This window comes from Pseudoxanthomonas fibrivorans, assembly GCF_041464125.1.
Classification (GTDB): Bacteria; Pseudomonadota; Gammaproteobacteria; order Xanthomonadales; family Xanthomonadaceae; genus Pseudoxanthomonas.
Map to the genome: position 1 here is coordinate 130,071 of NZ_JBGNUG010000001.1, position 20,186 is coordinate 150,256.

Consider the following 20,186-nt stretch of genomic DNA (forward strand, 5'->3'; position numbering starts at 1 on the left):
GGAGCGCAGCGGGGACTTCAGCGGACCGGGCGTACGCGCCGGCCACGGCGCAGGCCGGGCACGATCGAGACTCGTCGGCGCTGTCGCGCACGGCCGTGGCGTGGCGCGCCGGCGCACATCGGGGGATCGGGGATCGTCCATGAAGCCATCGCATCACCTTCGGGCGGACCGGAACGGGGACGGCGGATCGAACGCAAGCACGGAGCCGCGCAGGCCGGTGCATGCGCACCCGGCCGCGACCGCGGGTTCGGGCACCCGCGGAACCGCAGTCTCCGCCCGCCGTCGCGTGAAATACAAGTGACCACCGCGGTGGCGGTGGTCGCGCGGCGCTGCGCGGACGGACGCGCTGGCGGCCTCGACTACAATGCCGCGATGGACATCTACACCCTGCACCAGGGCACCGCGCCGCTGCTGGTCAGCCTGCCGCACGACGGCACCGCGGTGCCGGACGCCATCGCCGCGCGCCTGACCGACAGCGCCCGCCGCGTGCCCGATACCGACTGGCATGTCAGCCGCCTGTACGAGGTCGCCCGCGAGCTCGGTGCGTCGATCCTGGTGCCGCACCATTCGCGCTATGTGGTCGACCTCAACCGGCCGCCGGACGACACCTCGCTGTACCCGGGCCAGAACACCACCGGGCTGTGCCCGGTGGTGCAGTTCAGCGGCGAGCCGGTGTACATGGCCGGTGCCGAACCGGACGCGGCCGAGATCGCCGCGCGCGTGGACACCTGGTGGCGCCCGTACCACGACACCCTCGACGCCGAGCTGCAGCGCATCCGCGGCGAGCACGGCCGCGCGGTGCTGTGGGAGGGCCACTCGATCCGCGGCACGCTGCCGTTCCTGTTCGACGGCGCGCTGCCGGAGCTCAACCTGGGCACCGCCGCCGGCGCCAGCTGCACCCCGGCGCTGCAGCAGCGGCTGGCCGCCGTGCTCGAGGCGCAGGGCGATTACAGCCACGTGGTCAACGGCCGCTTCAAGGGCGGCTACATCACCCGCCACTACGGCGACCCGCAGATCGGGGTGGAGGCGGTGCAGCTGGAGATCGCCCAGCACGCCTACATGGACGAGGACCGCTTCGAATACCTGCCGGCGAAGGCCGAACGGCTGCAGCGGGTGATCCGCGCGCTGCTGGTCGCCGCGCTGGCGTGAGCACGGGCGGTCGCGAGGTGCCGGCGGGCCGGCCGGCCGGCGAGGGCACGGTGACCCACGGCGACGCCGCCACCGAAATGGCGGCCGCCGCGCTGGACCCGGAAGCGGCGGCGCTCGACGACAGCGATGGCCGGCACGCACCGGCGTCGGCGGTCGCGCCGGCGCCAGTGCTGGCCGATCACGGCGAAGCGGGCCTCGCGCCGGCCACCGGACCGACGACCTCCGTCGCCGCACCGGTCGCCGACGCCGCCCGCGACGCCGCGCTGGCCCGCCGTCGCCTCACCGGCATCGCCTTCGCCGCCGTCGGCGCGATCCTGTTCTCCGGCAAGGCGATCATCGTCAAGCTCGGCTACCGCTACGGCGCCGACGCGGTCACGCTGCTGGCGCTGCGCATGCTGGTCGCGTTCCCGCTGTTCCTGCTGATGGGATGGTGGGCGGCGCGGCGCGCCCCGCGGCCGCTCACGCGCGGGGAGCGCTGGCGCATCGTCGGGCTCGGGGTGCTCGGCTACTACCTGGCCAGCTTCCTCGACTTCGCCGGGCTGGCGTACATCAGCGCCACGCTCGAGCGGCTGATCCTGTACCTGACCCCGACCCTGGTCCTGCTGATCGGCTGGGCCGCGTTCGGGCGCCGCCCGCGTCGCGCGCAGTGGCTCGCGCTGGGCGTCAGCTACTTCGGCGTGGCGCTCGCCTTCGGCCACGACCTGCAGGCCGGCGGCGACGGCATCCTGGTCGGCGCGGCGCTGGTGTTCGGCAGCGCGCTGTCCTACGCGCTGTACCTGGTTGGCAGCGGCGAGCTGGTGGCCCGGGTCGGGGCGGTGCGGCTGACCGCCTACGCCAGCAGCGTGGCCAGCGTGCTGTGCATCGGCCAGTTCCTGCTGTTGCGGCCGCTGTCGGCGCTGGCCTTGCCGCGCGAGGTGTACTGGCTGTCGCTGGTGAACGGCACCCTGTGCACGGTGGCGCCGGTGCTGCTGGTGATGCTCGGCATCGCCCGCCTGGGCTCGGGCCCGGCCTCGCAGATCGGCATGCTCGGTCCGGTCTCCACCATTGTCCTGAGCATGCTGGTGCTGGACGAGCCGATGGGGCCGTGGCAGGTGGCCGGCACGCTGCTGGTGCTGGGCGGGGTGCTGCTGGTCAGCCGCGCGCCGGCGAAGGCGGCCTGACCGGCCGCACGCGGCGGGCGCGCCGGCAGGCAGGGGCCTGCGGAATGCAGGAGCCGGGCAGCGCCCGGCTCCACGTCGGCGCATGAAGCCGGGCAGGGCCCCGGCTCGCGCTCAGTCCTCCTCGTGTTTCGGCTTGTACGCCTCGACCAGCTTCTGCTGCACCGGCGGCGGCACCGGTTCGTAGTGGCTGAAGTCCAGCGCGTAGCGGCCCTTGCCGGCGGTCAGCGATTTCAGTTCGGCAGCGAAGCCCTCGAGCTCCGACATCGGCACCTGCGCCTTGACCACGATCTCGCCGCGCGCGCTGTCGGTCCCGGTGATCCGCGCGCGCCGTGCTGCCAGGCTGCCGGTGACATCGCCCAGCTGCGCCTCCGGCGCGCCGACCTCCAGGTCGACGATCGGTTCGAGCACCTGCGGCCGCGCCTTGCCGATCGCGTCGAGGAAGGCCTTGCGCCCGGCGGTGACGAACGCGATCTCCTTGCTGTCCACCGGATGGTGCTTGCCGTCGTAGACGATCACGCGCACGTCCTGCAGCGGATGCCCGGAGACCGCGCCGCCCTGCAGCACCTGGCGCACGCCTTTCTCCACCGCCGGCAGGAACTGCCCCGGGATCGTCCCGCCCTTGACCTCGTCGACGAACTCGAAGCCGGTCCCGCGCGGCAGCGGCTCGATCCGCAGGCTGACCTCGCCGAACTGGCCGGCGCCGCCGGTCTGCTTCTTGTGCCGGTGGTGGCCATCGGCCCTGGTCGACACGGTCTCGCGGTAGGCAATGCGCGGCGGCCGGGTGGCCACGTCCACGCTGAAGCGGTCCTTGAGCCGGTCCAGCATCACCCGCAGGTGCAGGTCCGACAGGCCGCGGATCACGGTCTCGTTGAGCTCGACGTTGTGCTCGACCAGGAACGCCGGGTCCTCCTCGGTCAGCTTCTGCAACGCCTGCGACAGCTTCTGCTCCTGGCCGCGGCTGGCCGCCTGCACCGCCAGGCCGAACATCGGCCTGGGGAACATGGTCGGCGCCAGGCGCACGCCGTCCTCGTCGTGGCTGTCGTGCAGCATCGCGTCGAAGTGCAGGTCGTCGATCTTGGCCACCGCGGCGATGTCGCCGGGGATGGCCTCGTCGATCTCCGCGTGCTCGCGCCCGCGCAGCTTGAACAGGTGGCCGACCTTGAACGGCTTGCGGCCGTCGTCGACGAACAGCTGGGTGTCGCGCCGTACCGTGCCCTGGTAGACGCGGAACACGCCGAGCTTGCCGACGAAGGGATCGTTGACGATCTTGAACACGTCGGCGATCACGTGGCCGCCGGCACTGCCTTCCACCGCGAGCGGCTCGTCGCCGTGGCCGTTGCGCCTGAACAGCGGCGGCGGGTTGGCCTCGGTCGGGTCGGGGAACAGCCGCTCGGCCACCTGCAGCAGCTCCGGCACGCCGACGCCGCTGCGCGCGGAGACGAAGCACACCGGCACCAGGTGGTCCTCGCGCAGCGCCTTCTCGAAGGCGTCGTGCAATTCCTGCGGCGGGATGCCCGCCTCGCCGCTGTCCAGGTAATGCTCCATCGCCGCCTCGTCCACCTCCACCACCTGGTCGAGGATGCGCTGGTGCCATTCGGCGACCGGGCCCAGGTCGGAATGGCCCTCGGCATTGCCGAAGCAGTCGACCACGCGGCGGCCGCCGTCGGCGGGCAGGTTCAGCGGCAGCACCGCGTTGCCGAAGGCCTCGCGCAGCTGCTCCATCACCCGCACGCAGTCGGCATGCTCGTGGTCGATCTTGTTGACGATGATCGCCCGGCACAGGCCGCGTTCGCGCGCGCGCTCCATCAGCCGCAGGGTGCCGTGCTCCACGCCGGTGTCGGCGTCGACGACGATCGCCGCGGTTTCCACCGCCGCCAGCGCGGCCAGCGCCGGGCCGCGGAATTCCGGGTAGCCGGGCGTGTCGATGAAGTTGAGGTGGTAGCTGCGGTCGCTGTCCGGCGCGTGGTCGATGCTGGCGATGGCGATGTCCATCGAGTGGCCGCGCGCCTTTTCCATCGGATCGAAGTCCGACACCGTGGTGCCGCGTTCGATCGTGCCTGCCGTGGTCAGGGCGCCGCCGGCATGCAGCAGGGCTTCGAACAGCGTTGTTTTGCCGGCGCCGGGGTGGCCTGCCAGGGCCACGTTGCGGATGTCATGGGTTGCGTAGGGCATGAGGCCGTTCCTCCCAGGGTTGGGGTTCGAAGGGCCGTCATGGCTGTCCGGGCCGGGCGTGCATGCCTGGAGTGCCGCATCGATGAGGCAGGCCGGGGCAGGCACCCGGCGGGCGGTCATGGCGGACGGGTACCTTAGCGCGTTCGCCGCGGGTGGGGCGTTGCGGCGCACAACGCCAGATATCGGGGAGGTGGCGGCGGCACGCCGATGCGAGGCCTGCCCACGGGAGTGTCCCCCGGCATCGGCCTGCGGCCGCTGCCTCCTCCTTTACCTCCCGCCGGCAGGCCTCGCATCGGCGTGCTTCGGGGTCCGCGGACCGGCTGGGGTTCGCAACGAGCATGCGCGGCGGGCCGCCGGGCGTGTTCCCCGCGATCGGCCTGCGGCCGCGTCTTCTCCCTTGCCTCCCGTCGGCAGGCCTCGCATCGGCGTGCGTCGAGGTCCGCGGCGCCGCCAGGGGCCGGAACAGGCCTGCGCGGTGTGGCGCACGCGAGCCGGGCAACCCGGTACAAGCCGCGCCGCGCCGGGCCCGCTACAACGGACCGCTAACGTCGGCGCCGCTACGCTGGCGCTCCCCTCCACCCACCAAGGAACGACCATGGGCATCTCCCGCAACGCGACCGCGCACTGGGAAGGCGACCTCAAGTCCGGCAAGGGCAAGCTCAGCACCCCGCAGAGCGGCCTGCTGGCCGACACGCCGTACGGCTTCAACTCGCGCTTCGGCGACGTCAAGGGCACCAACCCGGAGGAGCTGATCGCCGCGGCGCATGCCGGCTGCTTCACCATGGCGTTCTCGGCCAAGCTCGGCGAAGCCGGCTTCACCCCCGAGGCGATCGACACCCGCGCCGAGGTCGACCTGTCGCTGGAAGGCGGCCCGACCCTGTCGCACATCCGCCTGAAGATGAAGGCGAAGATCCCGGGCATCGACGAGGCCAGGTTCCGCGCGATCGCCGATGACGCCAAGCAGAACTGCCCGGTGTCCAAGGCGCTGTCGGCGGTGCCGATCTCGCTGGAAGCCGAACTGCTCGGCTGAGCCCCCCGGCACCCCCCGCAACACCGACGGCCGCGGCGATCCCGCGGCCGTTTCCATGTGCGGCGTCGTGCGGTCGGATCCGCGTGACGACGGCCAAGGCGACGACCGCGTCCGCCCGGAGGCGGGGGGCCTCAAGTGGGCCGCAACCGGCCGCGCGGCCATCGACGGCGGCAGGTCGCGACGGGCGGCCGGCAGGAGCCACCTGCAGCCGCGAGCGCCACGACATCCGACCGGCGTTCGCCAGGTCCTCGCGGCGATTCCGGTCACGGATGCCGCGCCGCAGCGTTGCCGCCGCGGCCGCCGGGCCGGCATAGTCCGGCCCTGATCGTTTGCCGGAGACACCGATGCGCCTGCGCGCCGCACTCGCCCTGACCCTGGCCCCGGCCTTGGCCGCCACGCCTGCCATCGCCCAGGACACGGCGCCCGCCGCGCCCTCCGCCGACCAGGTCACCGTCCTCACCGCCGCGCGCATCCACACCGAAGACCGGGCCGCCCCGACCGTGACCGCCATCGCCTGGGACGGGCAGGGCCGGATCCTGGCCACCGGCAGCGCGCAGGCGCTGCGCAAGCGCTACCCGAAGGCCAAACGCGTCGATGCCGGCGCCGCCACCGTCGTCCCCGGCCTGATCGACGCCCACGCCCACGTGATGGAACTCGGCTACGCGCTGATGCGCGCCGACCTCAGTGGCGCGAACAGCAAGGACGAAGTGATCGCGCGGCTGAAGGCCTTCGCCGCCACCGCGCCGGCCGACGCCTGGATCGTCGGCTGGGGCTGGGACCAGAACCGCTGGCCCGGCCAGCAGTTCCCGACCGCCGCCGACCTCGACGCGGCCTTCCCCGACCGCCCGGTCTGGCTGAGCCGGATCGACGGCCACGCCGGCTGGGCCAACAGCGCCGCGCTGCGCGCCGCCGAAGCGCTCGATGGCGCGCGGCCGCTGGCCGGCGACTGGCAGCCCGACGGGGGCCGCATCGTCCGCGATGGCGACAAGGCCACCGGCGTGTTCGTCGACGCCGCCATGCGCCTGGTCGAGAAGGCCATGCCTGCGCCGACCGATGCCTACCGCGAGCAGGCGCTCACCCGCGCGGTCGAGGCCGCCGTGCGCAACGGCCTGACCGGCGTGCACGACATGGGGGTCTCGCGCGAGGACCTGGCGCTGATGCGCCGCTTCGCCGACGAAGGCCGCCTCCCGCTGCGCATCGACGCCTACGCCGACGGCAACCGCGAGGCGCTGGCCGACCTCTGCGCGCACGGCCTGTACCGCCACCCCGGCGGCCGCCTGCAGATGGAAGGGGTGAAGCTGTACATGGACGGCGCGCTCGGCAGCCGCGGCGCCGCGCTGCTGGCCGACTACAGCGACGAGCTCGGCAACCGCGGCCTGCTGGTCACCGACCCCGCCGCGTTCGCGCTGGCCGTGGTCAAGGCGCGCGACTGCGGGGTGCAGGTCGCCACCCATGCCATCGGCGACCGCGGCAACCGGCTGGTGCTGGACACCTACGCCCAGGCGCTGGGCGGCAGCGGCGTGCGCCCGGACCCGCGCTGGCGGGTCGAGCACGCCCAGGTGGTCGACCCGGAGGACATCCCGCGCTTCGCCCAGCTGCGCCTGGTCGCCTCGATGCAGCCGACCCACGCCACCTCGGACATGCCCTGGGCCGAGGACCGCCTCGGCCACGACCGGCTCGAAGGCGCCTACGCCTGGCGCCGCTTCCTCGACCTGGGCGTGCCGCTGGCGCTGGGCTCGGACTTCCCGGTCGAACAGGTCGACCCGCGCCTGGGCCTGCATGCCGCGGTCACCCGCCAGGACCGCGACGGCCAGCCGGCCGGCGGCTGGCTGCCCGGCCAGCGCCTGACCGCGGCCGAGGCCCTGCGCGGCTTCACCGCCACCGCCGCCTGGGCGGGCCACGACGAGGCCGACGTCGGCCGCCTGGCCCCCGGCCTGCGCGCCGACTTCGTGGTCCTGGACCGCGACCCGCTGGCGGTCCCGGCCGCCGAGCTGGACGCGCTGGAGGTCAAGGCCACCTGGGTCGACGGCCAGCCGGTGTACGAGGCGAAGTAGGGCGCCCGCCCCGTCGGAGACGCGGCCCCACGAGGCAGCCCCCGGGCCATCTCCCGTTCACCCGGCGGGTGGCCGCCGCCCTCCAAAACCCGGATAATCCGCAAAAGCCGGTCGGAGCCGCTTCGCACGAAGCCACCCGCCCGGCTTTTTCCGTGTCTGGGTTCCCGCATAGCCCGATCCGCCCCGATGGCGGCTCACGAAGGGCAGGGCGGCAGGCCCCGGCACGGTCCATCCCGCGGCCCCGATGGCCGCCCGATACAAAGGAGCCAGGCCATGGGCCAGTCAGTCGTCGTCATCGGTGCCCAGTGGGGCGATGAAGGCAAGGGCAAGATCGTCGATCTGCTCACCGAAGAGATCGGCGCCGTCGTGCGCTTCCAGGGCGGCCACAACGCCGGCCACACCCTGGTCATCAACGGCAAGAAGACCGTCCTGCACCTGATCCCGTCCGGCATCCTGCGCGAGGACGCGCTGTGCCTGATCGGTAATGGGGTCGTGATCTCCCCGGCCGCCCTGATCAAGGAAATCGCCGAACTCGAAACGGCCGGCGTGGAAGTGCGCAGCCGCCTGAAGATCAGCCCGGCCGCCCCGCTGATCATGCCGTACCACATCGCCCTGGATCAGGCCCGCGAGAAGGCCGCCGGCGGCAAGGCCATCGGCACCACCGGCCGCGGCATCGGCCCGGCGTACGAGGACAAGGTCGCCCGTCGCGGCATCCGCATCGCCGACCTGCATTACCCCAAGCAGCTGGAAGAGCTGCTGCGCACCGCGCTGGACTACCACAACTTCGTCCTGACCAAGTACCTGGGCGTGGACGCGGTGGACTTCCAGCAGACCTACGACGAGGCCCTGGCCTTCGGCGAGTACGTGCAGCCGATGAAGTCCGACGTCGCCGGCATCCTCCATGACCTGCGCAAGCAGGGCAAGCGCGTGTTGTTCGAAGGCGCGCAGGGCGCGCTGCTGGACATCGACCACGGCACCTACCCGTACGTCACCAGCTCCAACACCACCGTCGGCGGCGCGCTGGCCGGCACCGGCGTGGGCGCGCAGAACATCGACTACGTGCTCGGCATCGCCAAGGCCTACGCCACCCGCGTCGGCGGCGGCCCGTTCCCGACCGAACTGGACGACGAGATCGGCCAGGGCATCCGCGACCGCGGCGCCGAGTACGGCGCCTCCACCGGCCGCCCGCGCCGCTGCGGCTGGATGGACATCGTCGCCCTCAAGCGCGCGGTGGCCATCAACGGCATCTCCGGCCTGTGCATCACCAAGCTCGACGTGCTCGACGGCATGGAGAAGCTGAAGATCTGCATCGCCTACGAATACCGCGGCAAGCGCACCGAGTACGCCCCGCTGGACGCCCAGGGCTGGGAAGAGTGCACCCCCGTGTACCTGGAGTTCCCCGGCTGGAGCGAGAACACCCACGGCGTGACCAACTGGGACGAACTGCCCCCCGCCGCCCGCGCCTACCTGCGCGCGCTGGAGGAGCTGGCGGGCTGCCCGATCAGCATCGTCTCGACCGGCCCGGACCGGGATCACACGATGGTGTTGCAGGATCCGTTTGCTTGAGCCTAGGCGGCTTGAACATAAAGGCCCCGCGTTGGCGGGGCTTTTTTTACGCTAAGCGATAACTTAAGCCCGAATCTCAGCTAAGTTTCTGGTGGCTCATGGTCGCCATCGCTTTCCCGCGTCCTCGACAACTTGCTGCGTTCATGAAATTAGAGGTTGCTGCGGACTGGTTGGGGTGTCCTTTAGTCTAGCGTTGTATTCATCTTTCACAGGAAGGATCGCCTCATACAGTCGGTGGTAGGCATGTCCCACTGATCCGCTGAACAGTCTAAGGGAGGGGCGCTTGTCTTCGCTCCCTGATCTCAGTACGTGCGTAAGAGAAATTCCGGGATATGGGTCGACGTAGATGACCTCAGTGATGCCAAGCTGAAATGCCTTCTTTGAGCACAGCTCACATGGGCTCGCAGTGGTGTAAAGAACGCCGCCGTTGATCCCGCTACTACCGTGTTTGGCCAACTGAAGAAACGCGTTCTCTTCTGCATGAAGCGCGCGCGTGTGCACCTGATTTTCAGTGTCTGTTATTGTGTTGTAGGCGTCCTTGAAGCAAAACGGGCAAGGCATTCCGAGCTTCTTTAGACTTTCATTCCTGGTCTTGTAGTGCTTGTCGATCTGCGCCTTAAACTTTGCCTCAGTGTTTTCATAAGAACTGAAGGCGGAGGCGTCTCCCCCGCGCACAAGTTGGTCGGCATCTCGAAGAAGGCACGGCACTTGGCCGGCGGGCACATCGTTCCATCCAATGGACTTAACTGAGTAGTTGGCGTCCGCCACGGCGGCGCCGACCTGTCTGGAAATGCATCCGCTATTGAGTTTAGCCGCGAAAGCCAGTTGCATGCAGCGCTCATCCCTTGTCGGCGTGATCAATCCCGGCCTCAGCATGAGAGCAACATATCGCACTATCTGAGCATTGAGCTTGCGGATACTTACGGCGAAATCTTCGGGATTCCCCGGGTTTGTTAAGAAGATGTCCGACTTCTGGATGCATTCTTGAATATTCTGTGAGACGAGATTCGCGTATGTCTTTAATGACTTGCCGGCCTCGTACTCCTTCTTGTCGAGACTCTCTATGTCCCGCTTTTCGAGGCCAATCTGCTCAAGTCTAGCTCTGCGTTGGCCGTCATCTGCGGTAATGGCAATGGCGAAGAAGGCGGCGAACTGATCCCTCAAGTACACAAGTTCAAATGGATTTCGTATTGCATCTATCACGACTCGCGTGCTCTTCTTGCCGCGACTCTGGTTGCTATAGAACGCTGCTTTCGCAAGAATTTTCACCCTTCTTATCAAGCTAAATATTTTCGATGGATCAGTGGATTTGCTTATCACTGACCCGCTGGATCGAATGTTGTCTCCCATAGACTGAAAGAGCGGGGCATAGCTTGTTCCGAGGGTATGGCGTGCTTCATCAGCAAGTGGCGATAGCATCCCTTCAAAAAAATCCCATCCATCTGGATTTTTCGAGTATTCATTCTCATGGATGCACTTTTGGTAAGCCTTGAACTTCTGTGCTCTCTTTATGAGTTCGATCTTGCTAGAGAGATCGATGGCGACGCCTTCCTCTATTCCGCTTGAGGTTAAGAAGTGGGTGATCTTTTCCTCATCATGATCAAGCAGAAAGCTGAAGATTACCGTGGACGCGGTGATTTTTTTGAACGGAATCCATTGTTTCTTTAAAAGATCGTCTGCAATCCGTATCTTTCTTTTTTCTGGTTCGATCTGCTCGTCAACGGAGAATGCAATTTCGGCGTACGGTTTGCAAAGTGTGTTTGCCGTAGTTGTGCAGCCGCTTCCCGTTCTGCCGGTTAGGGCGACCACAAGGAAGTCGGTTCGTTCTTCGTAGGCTCTATCTATTCCTGCGGTGAGGTCGCCAGACATAATGTTCTCCGGGCAGACAGCCTGTTTTTGACGCGGTTAAGAGCGTAGATCTGTTCCGATGATGTGGACATGTGGCTGCCTGGTTTCCCGGGTCGCCATGGTCCTGCGCCTATCAGGCGAGACCAACTCCAGGATTTTGGTGCGTAGTGGTCCAGTGGTGGGCACTCACCGGGCGCAAACACCGACCTCATCCGAAGCGATGTGAAAGGTGAGCGTGCGCTTCCTAAGGCTTCCCACCCATTGCCTTCCATGCTTGGTAGACCTCAAGCAGCCTGGCTTGTTGTTCCTTAGGCAGGGTGAAGTCGTCGTAGTACTGGTCGCCATTGAATCGGACCACGACGCGCTCCGCGTTCATCCACTGATTAAGCATGGCGTGGTCCTTCACTGGAATATCTACCCATTCCCACACTGTTCCGGACGAATGATCGCGCTCAAAATCCAGCGCGCCTAGGTTGTAGACCTTGTCGTCGGCCTTCACGGTGACCGAGCGGACAAAGAGCCAGTCATCGCCGTAATACTGGATCCTTAGCCGGAGAGGGTAGTTCGCTGCACTACCTGATTTTGATCCGAAGTACGTGGAAACGTACTTGCCCAATGTCGGCGCCTTCCGATGGGTGACCCAGGTTGTCCCCTCGATCTCATCCGTGTTCATCTTCATGTTGCCGGTCGCTCGCGCGCGAGCCTGCCGCTCCTCGGCGGCCTTTCGCTCCTCCTCCTGCTTGCGATTCGTGTCGTCGTCGGCGATTCGGCGATCGACCTGGGCAAGGAGTGCAGACGCCTCCGTGCTCTCGGACGAGGATGGGTGCCGCTTCTGTAGTTCGACAAGGAGCTTTCTGGCCTCGGCGTCGTTCCTTGCGGCATAGGCAGATTCAGCCTGTGCAAGCAGTCGATTAGCGCCGAACTTAATCTCGTCAAGTTCTTCCGTGAGGCTCTTAACTTGCGCCTCCAGCTCCATGACCCGCTTGTGTTCCTGCTCATATGCCTTCTGTGACGAGCCGCAGCCGCTAAGAAGGGCGATAACGGTGGCGAGTAAGAAGATTCGCTTCATTCGGTGTTCCTTGGGTTTTTTTCTGTGTTTTGACAGCCAACTTTTCTTCAGGCGATGTGAGTTGCCCATTGGCGTCCTGCGATAGGTCGAGGGGCTCACTTCGGTCTATCGACAATGTGTACGTAGCAGCCCTTCATCCCCCGGCTCATCAGTGTCTTGTACGTATTCCGCACGATCAGCTCCAGCCGCTCGCGCGTGGCGTCCGGGTCTTCCTTCATCGCCGTCTTCCAGCCGCGCACCGAGCGGTCCATGCGCGAGCGTGATTCGGGGAATACCGTCGGCTTGCCGTCGATCCAGCGCAGGTCGGGGCCGATGATCACGCCGACGTAGTCCAGCTCCAGGCCTTGGCAGGTGTGGATGCAGCCGACCTGCTCGACCGATTCGGGGGCGATGATCCAGAGGCTGCCGTCCTGGCTCAGGTTCCACTGCGCCTTGTAGCCGTGCTGCGGGAGTTCGATGTCCCAGGCGTCCGGGTTGGCCTTGCTCTTCCAGTCCCAGCAGTAGCCGGCGACGACGCGCGCCTTGTTGTTGAGTTTGTTCTTCTCGCGGATCAGGTCGTGCAGCTCGACCGGGGAATCGACGATGCGGAAGTCGAAGCTGTCGCGGTCGAAGTCCGCGTTGGCGCTTTCGCGGATACCGAGGAAGTTGTCCAGCCAGGTGATGTAGCCGTCCGAGCCGGCGCAGCGGAACTGGGAGGCCAGTTCGAGCTTCGTGACTTCCGCGCCCATCGCGTGAGCCCAGCGTTCCAGTTCCCCGGTGCGGCCGATGTCGGACAGGGTGACGATCTGGTCGTCGTCGGAGAAGAACACGGTGCAGCGGGCACTGCGGATCAGTTCCATGATCTGGTTCTGGCCGCGGTTCAACATGAAGCCACTCTTCTCGTTGAGGCGGTGAGCCTCGTCCACCACCAGCGTGTCGAACACGTTGGGCTGGCTCTCGTAGAAGCTGCCCGAGCTCGAGAAGAGGTTTCCGATTTCGACCCTGCGCAGGTGCCCCGCCAGCCTCTGCTTGTAAACCTCGCGCGGGGCGGCGTTCTTTGAGACGTACTTGGTCAGCTGCCCACGCTTGGTCAGCTCGACCAGCAGGTTCACCGCCACCACCGACTTGCCGGTTCCCGGGCCACCCTTGACGATCACCACCTGCTTGCGGGCGTCGCTGGCCTGGGCGGCCTTGGCCAGGCAGGTCTCGTAGACCACCTTCTGGTCGTCCACCAGCACGAACTCGCGGTTGCCCTTGAGCATCTTCGCCAGGCTGTCGGCCAGCATCTTCGACGGGCGGATGCGACCGTTGGCGATCTCGTACAGCAGCGCGGCGTTGTCGCCCTTGCGCACGTGCTGCTTGATGAAGTCCCGCAGCTTGGCCAGTTCCGCCTCGCCGTCGAGGAAGACCGGTGCCTTTTCCAGGTACGCCGCGTAGTGGGCGTTGCGGATGATCCCGTCGTCCCGGTAGTTGTGCAGGTAGGCGCAGGGACGCAGCCGGGTGCCCGCGTCGTAGACGGCCTCGTTGAAGCCCTCCAGCAGGGCGGCGTAGGACCACGCCTGGTAGCTGGGGTGGGGGCCTTCGATCTCGGCCTTGCCGCCGCGGTTGGCGACGATGATCCCGTCCTTCTCGCTGATGCGGGAGGTCGACCACTGCTTGAGTTCGACGATCACCACGTGCGGGGTGTCGTCCTCCGCCTTGCCCGACAGGATGAAGTCGATCCGCTTGGCGGTCTGCGGGATGCCGAATTCGATGCCCACGCCCATGTCGCCGGGGATGTCGCCGTCGCGGAGGACGCGCGCCATCTCGCCCAGCGAGTTGTGCCAGGCTTTGAACTCCGCGTGCGAGGCATATCGCCCCGTCTTCTGCACGTAGGCGGATGACACGACATCGGCGATCCGCTTGTTGTCGCAGTCGTGCAGGAACGTCGCTTTGGTCGCCTGGTAAACGATCACGCCAGCCTTTCCCCTTCGGCTTGCCGGATTCAGAGTTCGGTGTATTTCCTGCTGCTGCCGCGGGCCTTGTCCGCCGGGTACTTGGCGGCGTTGATCGCCAGCTTCTCGCGGGCCGCCTCCAGCGGGTCGATGCCCAGCCTGTCGGACAGCTGCAGCAGGTAGAGCAGCACGTCGGCGATTTCGTGGCCGACGGCTTGCCGCTGTTCGTCGTTGAGCTGCCGGCTCTGCTCGTCGGTCAGCCACTGGAAGTGCTCGAGCACCTCGGCCGCCTCGATGGACAGGGACGCGGCGAGGTTCTTAGGCGTGTGGAACTGGCCCCAGTCACGCTCCTCGGCGAACCGGCGCAGGGCGGCCTGAAGCTCCTCGATCTCGCGGCTCACGCGCATTCCCTCCCCGGGACTGTGACGCCGGTCGAGTATAGGGGAGCCGCACACGAACCTGAACGAGCCCGGCCGTCGGCGTCCCCGGGGCCGGCCGCAAGGCTCGGAGCTCCGTGCGCAAGGCTCGGAACCTTGCGCGCAAGCCTCCGAGCCTTGCGAACGCAAAGCTTTCTGCCTTGCGCGCAACGCTCCAGCCCCGGTCGCAAGGCTTTTTGCTTTGCGCGCGAGCCTCGGAGTCTTGCGCGCGAGGTTTTTTGCCTTGCGGCCGCAATGCTCCAGGCCTTGCGCGCAAGCCTGGAGCCTTGCGCGCAAGGCAAAACGGGCGGCGGTCGGGGCTTTTTGCCTTGCGCGCAGGGCTCCCGGCCTTGCCCGCAAGCCTTTTTGCCTTGCACGCAAGCCTCGAAGCCTTGCGCGCAACGTTCCGGGCCTTGCGCGCAGGGCTCGGTGCCTTGCGAACGGTGCGGATGAAACCAATGGCGGGGTCGGAAAGCCCGGATGTCGGTCGTGCGGGGCGGGAAGGGCGCCCGCCGGGCCGCGCCGGCGTCGAGGCCGGTCCTGCGGGCGGTTCGCGCCTGCGGCGGCCGCTTCCGATGGCCTTCCTGTCGGCCTTCCGAGCCGCATCGGCCGGCTTTCCGACCCGCCCTGAAGGTTTTTCCTACACGGGCTGGCCGGTTTTCCTACCCCACCTGCGGCTTTTCCTACCCCACGCCTAGGCGTTTTCCTACACGGCCCCGGGAGGCGGCCCGATGGCGGGGGCAGGGCGTCCGGAGGACCGTGTGCGCGCCGGCCAATCGGGCCGGCCCCACTGACAAGGAAGCCTCATCCATGACCCAGAACCTGATCGACCTGGAGCTGTCCGCCGAGTCCCTGGCCGCGATCGACGCGGCGCTGGCCACGCTGGAGACCCATCTGACCCCGCTGCTCGGGCTGGACCCGGAGTCGCGCCGCGGCCTGACCAAGATGGGCGACAAGTCCGAGGCCTTCTGCCGCCAGGCGGTAGTGGCCTTCAGCCAGAACGCCGAGGTGCTGCCGCGCAACTTCGACCTGGCCGCCTACCGGCGCGACCTGGCCACGCTCGACGCGCTGCGTCCGCGCCGCCAGCGCATGGGCCGGCTGCAGGAGCTGCTGGAGGACACCGAGATGGCGGTGGGCAGCGACCTGATGACCGCCTCGCTGGAGGGCTATGCGGTGCTCAAGGTCGCCGGCAAGGGCACCGGCCTGGACGGCCTGCGGCAGATGCTGTCGGCGCGCTTCAACCGCGGCCGACGCGCTGAGACGGTGGTGGTGGAGGCGACGCCGGCCTGAGGCCCACCGCCCCCACGGCGGGATGACAGGACGCCCCGGCACGCCGGGGCGTCTTTCTTTTGGGCGGCCGGGCGGGCGGCGTTCCTATCCCGGGTCCAGCGGATGCGCGTTGCGGTTTTCCCAGCCCGGGAAGCAGCTGGCGACGGGCAGGCCACGGGTGCCGGCGATGGCGGCGGCGCGGGCCGCGTCATCGGCTTCCTTGGCGCTGGCCTTGCCCTCCACCACGAAGTAGCGGGTGGGGCCGCCCTTGGGTCGCGCGCAGTACGCCCGGCCCCAGCCGGTCCGGGTGCTGGCGAGCAGTTCGGTCCATCCCCCGGCATGTTGCCGCTGGGCGCGTTCCCGGGCCTTGAGCCGGGCGCCCTGCTGGTTGGCGACAACGACGTAACTGCCGCTCTCGGGGTGCGCCATCACCACGACCTGCGCGGCGGCCTCGCCGATGCCGGCGGCGGCGAGCAGCATCAGCACGATCACTCCGGCGGTCTTCGTCATTCGGTTCCTCGTGCGCCGGGTCGGCGTCGGTCATGGAGGCGCACCTGCCGGGCAGGTGTGCGCGTGGGCGGCAATGCGGGCACCGGTTGCATGCAGGTGCCGTGCATCGCCATTGCGTGGCGAGTATCGCCAGCGCGACGAGGTCCGGCGACTCCCGCGCGGGGCTTGACAGCGGGGTGCGGTGGCGACGTCGAGCAGGGCGACGCGGCGCCGATGGACACGGCCAGCGCGTCGAGTCACGCAGACCCGCCTCGCGTCGCCGCGCGGGACGTCCGCGCGCAGGATCACGACCACGCCGCCGTGAATGCATCGCCCGCCTGGCGCGTCACGAGGCGGGCACGCGGCATGTGCGAGCGTGGCCGCGTGATATCCGACGCTGAACTCGCGATGCCCTACACCGACCGCTACCTGGAAACCGAGCCGTCCCGCGCGGATGTGGAGGCGCACGAAGGCCTGCAGCTGCTGGAATTCGGCGCGCCGTGGTGCCCGCACTGCCAGCGCGCGCAGGCGGCGATCGAGGCCCTGGTGTCCGAGCATCCGCTGCTGGAGCACCGGAAGATCGAGGACGGCCGCGGCAAGCCACTGGGCCGCTCGTTCAAGGTCAAGCTGTGGCCGACGCTGGTACTGTTGCACGACGGACAGGAACTGGCGCGCGTGGTGCGGCCGGTATCGGGCGAGGACCTGGCGCCGCTGCGCGAGGGGCTGGTCGGGGGTTGAGCGGAGTGGTGATGACGCAGAAGGACAAGATGCTGGGCCAGGGCTGGTACATCAGCTGGGATGCGGCACTGGTGGAGGAGCGGGAACGGGCGAAGGACCTGCTGTTCGAGTTCAACGCGATGCGGCCGTCGATGCGCGGCGAGCGCAACGCGGTCCTGCAGCGGCTGTTCGGCGCGATGGGCGGCAACGCCTGGGTCGAATCCCCGTTCAACTGCGACTACGGCTACAACATCCGCGTGGGCGAGAACTTCTACGCCAACAGCCACTGCACGATCCTGGACTGCGCGCCGGTGACCATCGGCGACGACGTGCTGCTGGGGCCCAACGTCAGCCTGTACACGCCCAACCACGCCGTCGATGCGCAGGAGCGCAAGCTCGGCTACGAGCGCGCGCTGCCGATCACCATCGGCGACCGGGTCTGGATCGGCGGGTCGGTCACGATCGTGCCCGGGGTGAGCATCGGCGAGAACTCGATCATCGCGGCCGGCAGCGTGGTGACCCGGGATATCCCGGCCAACGTCATCGCCGCCGGCGTGCCGTGCCGGGTCATGCGGGCCATTACCGACGCCGACCGGCTCGGACTGTCGCCGGACGCGGCGGGCGCTGCGTCACCGGCAGGCACGCCGCCCGGCTGACAGCCGCCCGGACGGCGACACGCCGCCGCGCCATGTCGACATTGGACGCGCGACAGCCGCCTCGGACTGGCGACGGACGCGGTGGGCGCTGCGTCAGCGGCGGGCACGCCACCCGGCTGACAGCCGAACGGCGAGCCGACGCCGCCGTGTCGACATTGGACGCGCGGCAGCCGCCTCGGACTGGCACCGGACGCGGTGGGCGCTGCGTCACAGGCGGGCATGCTGCTGGGCTGACAGCGGCCGAATGGCGAGCCGCCGCCGCACCATGTCGGCATTGGACGCGCCACAGTCGCGTGGGCAGCCACGCCCGACGGACTCAACGCTCCGGCGGCGCGGCCACCACCAGCGACACGTCGACCTGGTCCAGGCGCCAGTCCTCGTCGCGGGCGACGGCGCGCACTTCGGCGATCTGCGCCGCGTCCAGGCGCGGGTTGTCGAGCAGCACGATGCCCGACAGGTGCATGCCTTCCTCGTGCAGGCGCACCGCGCAGCCCTCGACCCAGGGCAGGGCGGCGATGCGCTGGCACAGGCGGTCGGGCAGCGCGTCGGGACTGTCGCGGTCCAGCGCCTGCGGGCGCGCGTCGTGCAGGTCGCGCACCGCGCCGCGCAGGTTGGCCACGCCATCGCGCAGCACGCTGCCGGCGATCACCAGCGCGGCGGCGGCGTCGGCCCACCACCAGCCCAGGCCGATCCCGGCGACGCCGACGATGCCGGCCGCGGCGGTCATCCAGTCGGCCTTGCTGACGTCGGCGTCGGTGTGCAGCGGCTTGAGCGAGAGCGTGCGGGCCAGCGCCAGCTTGCGGCGGCCCAGGATCACCGGCGGCACCGCCGACACCGCCAGCGCGGCCATCATGATCCAGCCCTGCCAGACCACGTGGCCGGCGATGACGGTGGTGCCGACCACCGGCCGGGTCGCGGTGAGCAGGGTATGCAGGCCGTCCCACACCAGCGCCAGGCCGACGCCGGTGAGGGCCACCGCCGAGATCAGGAAGTTGATGTCGAACGCGCGCTCGCGGCCGGTGATGTACTCGGCGTCCACGCCCTTGCGGCGGAAGCGGCTGGCGACCAGGAACGCGGCCGCCGGCAGCAGGCTCAGCACGTCCTCGGCCAGCGCGGTCTTCATCGCCTGCGAGCCGCCCATCGCGGCGAACATCAGCGCCGACACCAGCGACATCCAGAACAGCGTCCACCAACACAGCCGTTCGGCGCGGCGCAGCGCGTCGCGCTGTTCGGGCGGCAGCTCGCGCGAGGGCGGGCGGCGCTGGGTGCTCATCGCGCGGGTTCCCGGGGCACGGACTGCTGTGTGGCGCGGCGGAAAACGTCCGGCCGTGACGTGGAGGCTGCGCGCGGTCGCGGGTGCTGCACGCTCATCGCATGGGGTCGTGGGGCAGGTTCTGCCGGAGGGTGTCCGGCCGTGCCGGCGAGGGGGGGAGCGGGCACGGGGGCTGCGCACTCATCGCGCGGGCGCTTGCGCGGGGTGCTGCGGTCCGGTGCGGCGGACGGCGTCCTGCCGTGCAGGCGGTGCTGCGCGTGGGACGCGGGCGCGGGTTGCGGCGCTGGGCTCATCGTGCGGCCTCCTGCGCCAGGTGCCGGTCCAGCGCCAGGTGCCAGGCCGACTGCCCGGGCGGCAGGGCGATGCGGCGTTCGGGCATGGGGCCGTCGCCGTCCTGGGCGCGCAGCCGCAGCGGCTGCGACCAGCCCACCTTCGGCTTCCACGGCGTGTCGGCGTGGTGGCCGCCGATGACCGCGTGCAGCTGCGCGTCCTCGAGCTGGCGCATCAGCGTGTCGTGGCCGCCGGGAATCCAGTGCACGCGATAGCCGCGCGCGGCCGCGTAGCGCTGCACCAGCTCGGCCTCCGGGCCGCTGACGCGGCCGTCGGCGTCCACGTGCACCCACGGCGGGTCGGCGCTGGCGCCCACGCGCATGCCGTAGGCGGCGGCGTGTTCGCTCATCCGGTCGGCATCGCGCGGATAGCCGCCGCACCCCTGGAGCAGGAGCATCGCCGCGCACAGCCAGGCGGGGGATGGAGTCGTCTTGCGCATGCCCCGCTTATGGCGGCGATGCCGTGAACGGTGCGTCGAGCGGTGGGCACCATGCGCGCGCCGCGGTGGTGGTCGTGCCATGCACGATGCGCACCGGGCGCGACGTCGGGAGGACGTCATGGCCATTGGCGGTTCGCGTTCGTAAAGCCGCGTTCACGCCACGTACGCCGGCGCGCTAACGCGCCGTCGGTGATGGTCGCAGGGCGCGCACACCGTCGCGCTTACGAGGAACGCACGATGGCCAACGACCATGGCACCCCCGGCGGCCGGAACGCGACGCCGGGCGCCGAATCCGACCGCAACGGCGAACAGGCGCGGCAGGAAACCGCCGAACAGCGCCAGGACGCGGACATGGAGCAGCACCGCGCCGATCCCTCGCCCGAGGAAACCCGGGTGCGGCGCGAACAGGGCGGCCACGACCGCCCGGTCGGCGCGGACGGCCGGCCGCACCCGCGGCCGGAGCCGGAGCCGGAGCCGAAGGGCGGGAAATAGGGCGTGACGCAGACGCGCCCCGGGAGACCGGGGCGCGTGCTTGCGGTGTCCAGCGGAGCGCGGGGTGGCGGCCGGCAACCGCCGCGCCGGCACCGGTCTTCGACCGGATCCGCCGGCTTGGTGCGGACCGCACGCTCCGCCACG

Annotated in this window: 16 protein-coding genes and 2 pseudogenes; 10 read left to right on the forward strand and 8 right to left on the reverse strand. The window is 69.0% G+C overall.

Annotated features, from left to right (window positions below):
• The first annotated feature begins 372 nt into the window (after window positions 1–372).
• Both hutG and ACA089_RS00670 read left to right on the forward strand, forming a co-directional pair.
• A complete protein-coding gene (gene hutG, locus ACA089_RS00665) occupies window positions 373–1,149 on the forward strand; it encodes an N-formylglutamate deformylase (RefSeq protein WP_372017573.1) in 777 nt (258 codons plus the stop codon).
• Window positions 1,146–2,309, forward strand: a complete 1,164-nt coding sequence (locus ACA089_RS00670) for a DMT family transporter (RefSeq protein ID WP_372012454.1) — start codon at window positions 1,146–1,148, stop codon at window positions 2,307–2,309. Before hutG ends, ACA089_RS00670 begins: the two co-directional genes overlap by 4 nt.
• 111 nt (window positions 2,310–2,420) lie before the next feature.
• On the opposite strand, the gene fusA is transcribed toward ACA089_RS00670, so the two are convergent.
• A complete protein-coding gene (gene fusA / locus ACA089_RS00675; RefSeq protein ID WP_372012456.1) occupies window positions 2,421–4,481 on the reverse strand; it encodes an elongation factor G in 2,061 nt (686 codons plus the stop codon).
• 595 nt (window positions 4,482–5,076) lie between these two features.
• Here fusA and ACA089_RS00680 point away from each other — a divergent pair.
• From ACA089_RS00680 to ACA089_RS00690, 3 genes are all read left to right on the forward strand, one after another.
• Window positions 5,077–5,511 (forward strand): OsmC family protein, encoded by a 435-nt coding sequence (locus tag ACA089_RS00680; protein ID WP_372012459.1) that lies wholly within the window; start codon window positions 5,077–5,079, stop codon window positions 5,509–5,511.
• 344 nt (window positions 5,512–5,855) lie between these two features.
• Window positions 5,856–7,565: an amidohydrolase gene (locus tag ACA089_RS00685; RefSeq protein WP_372012461.1), complete on the forward strand. Its 1,710-nt coding sequence runs from the start codon at window positions 5,856–5,858 to the stop codon at window positions 7,563–7,565.
• 273 nt (window positions 7,566–7,838) lie between these two features.
• Complete coding sequence (locus tag ACA089_RS00690) at window positions 7,839–9,131, forward strand: adenylosuccinate synthase (RefSeq protein WP_372012463.1); 1,293 nt, start codon at window positions 7,839–7,841, stop codon at window positions 9,129–9,131.
• Window positions 9,132–9,272: 141 nt separating this feature from the next.
• On the opposite strand, the gene ACA089_RS00695 is transcribed toward ACA089_RS00690, so the two are convergent.
• The 4 genes from ACA089_RS00695 to ACA089_RS00710 all read right to left on the reverse strand — a co-directional run bounded on the left by ACA089_RS00695 (window position 9,273) and on the right by ACA089_RS00710 (window position 14,362).
• Complete coding sequence (locus ACA089_RS00695; protein ID WP_372012466.1) at window positions 9,273–11,000, reverse strand: hypothetical protein; 1,728 nt, start codon at window positions 10,998–11,000, stop codon at window positions 9,273–9,275.
• 223 nt (window positions 11,001–11,223) lie between these two features.
• Window positions 11,224–12,048 (reverse strand): outer membrane protein assembly factor BamD, encoded by an 825-nt coding sequence (locus ACA089_RS00700; RefSeq protein ID WP_372012468.1) that lies wholly within the window; start codon window positions 12,046–12,048, stop codon window positions 11,224–11,226.
• Window positions 12,049–12,143: 95 nt separating this feature from the next.
• Window positions 12,144–13,982 carry a DNA/RNA helicase domain-containing protein gene (locus ACA089_RS00705; protein WP_372012471.1) on the reverse strand — a complete coding sequence of 613 codons (1,839 nt, stop codon included), beginning with the start codon at window positions 13,980–13,982 and terminating at the stop codon, window positions 12,144–12,146.
• A 29-nt stretch (window positions 13,983–14,011) separates the two neighbouring features.
• Window positions 14,012–14,362 (reverse strand): nucleotide pyrophosphohydrolase, encoded by a 351-nt coding sequence (locus ACA089_RS00710; RefSeq protein WP_372012473.1) that lies wholly within the window; start codon window positions 14,360–14,362, stop codon window positions 14,012–14,014.
• Window positions 14,363–15,187: 825 nt separating this feature from the next.
• Between ACA089_RS00710 and ACA089_RS00715 the strand changes: the two genes are divergently transcribed.
• The gene (locus ACA089_RS00715; RefSeq protein WP_372012476.1) at window positions 15,188–15,667 is read left to right on the forward strand and encodes a hypothetical protein; all 480 of its coding nucleotides are present in this window, start codon (window positions 15,188–15,190) and stop codon (window positions 15,665–15,667) included.
• Between the two features lie 84 nt (window positions 15,668–15,751).
• Here ACA089_RS00715 and ACA089_RS00720 read toward each other — a convergent pair whose 3' ends face one another.
• On the reverse strand, window positions 15,752–16,156 hold the full coding sequence (locus ACA089_RS00720; protein WP_372012478.1) for a hypothetical protein: 405 nt from the start codon (window positions 16,154–16,156) through the stop codon (window positions 15,752–15,754).
• Window positions 16,157–16,543: 387 nt separating this feature from the next.
• Between ACA089_RS00720 and ACA089_RS00725 the strand changes: the two genes are divergently transcribed.
• From ACA089_RS00725 to ACA089_RS16380, 3 genes and pseudogenes are all read left to right on the forward strand, one after another.
• Entirely contained in the window at window positions 16,544–16,873 is a 330-nt protein-coding gene (locus ACA089_RS00725) for a thioredoxin family protein (RefSeq protein ID WP_372017575.1), read from the forward strand.
• A gap of 29 nt (window positions 16,874–16,902) precedes the next feature.
• Window positions 16,903–17,043 (forward strand): annotated as a pseudogene (locus ACA089_RS16375) (maltose acetyltransferase domain-containing protein); the annotation flags it as partial.
• A gap of 234 nt (window positions 17,044–17,277) precedes the next feature.
• Window positions 17,278–17,377: pseudogene (locus ACA089_RS16380) on the forward strand (DapH/DapD/GlmU-related protein); the annotation flags it as partial.
• 447 nt (window positions 17,378–17,824) lie between these two features.
• On the opposite strand, the gene ACA089_RS00735 reads toward ACA089_RS16380, so the two are convergent.
• Window positions 17,825–18,781: a cation transporter gene (locus ACA089_RS00735; RefSeq protein ID WP_372012483.1), complete on the reverse strand. Its 957-nt coding sequence runs from the start codon at window positions 18,779–18,781 to the stop codon at window positions 17,825–17,827.
• 289 nt (window positions 18,782–19,070) lie between these two features.
• Window positions 19,071–19,550 carry a transporter substrate-binding domain-containing protein gene (locus ACA089_RS00740; protein WP_372012485.1) on the reverse strand — a complete coding sequence of 160 codons (480 nt, stop codon included), beginning with the start codon at window positions 19,548–19,550 and terminating at the stop codon, window positions 19,071–19,073.
• 237 nt (window positions 19,551–19,787) lie between these two features.
• Between ACA089_RS00740 and ACA089_RS00745 the strand changes: the two genes are divergently transcribed.
• The gene (locus tag ACA089_RS00745) at window positions 19,788–20,042 is read left to right on the forward strand and encodes a hypothetical protein (protein ID WP_372012488.1); all 255 of its coding nucleotides are present in this window, start codon (window positions 19,788–19,790) and stop codon (window positions 20,040–20,042) included.
• The last annotated feature ends 144 nt before the right edge of the window (window positions 20,043–20,186 follow it).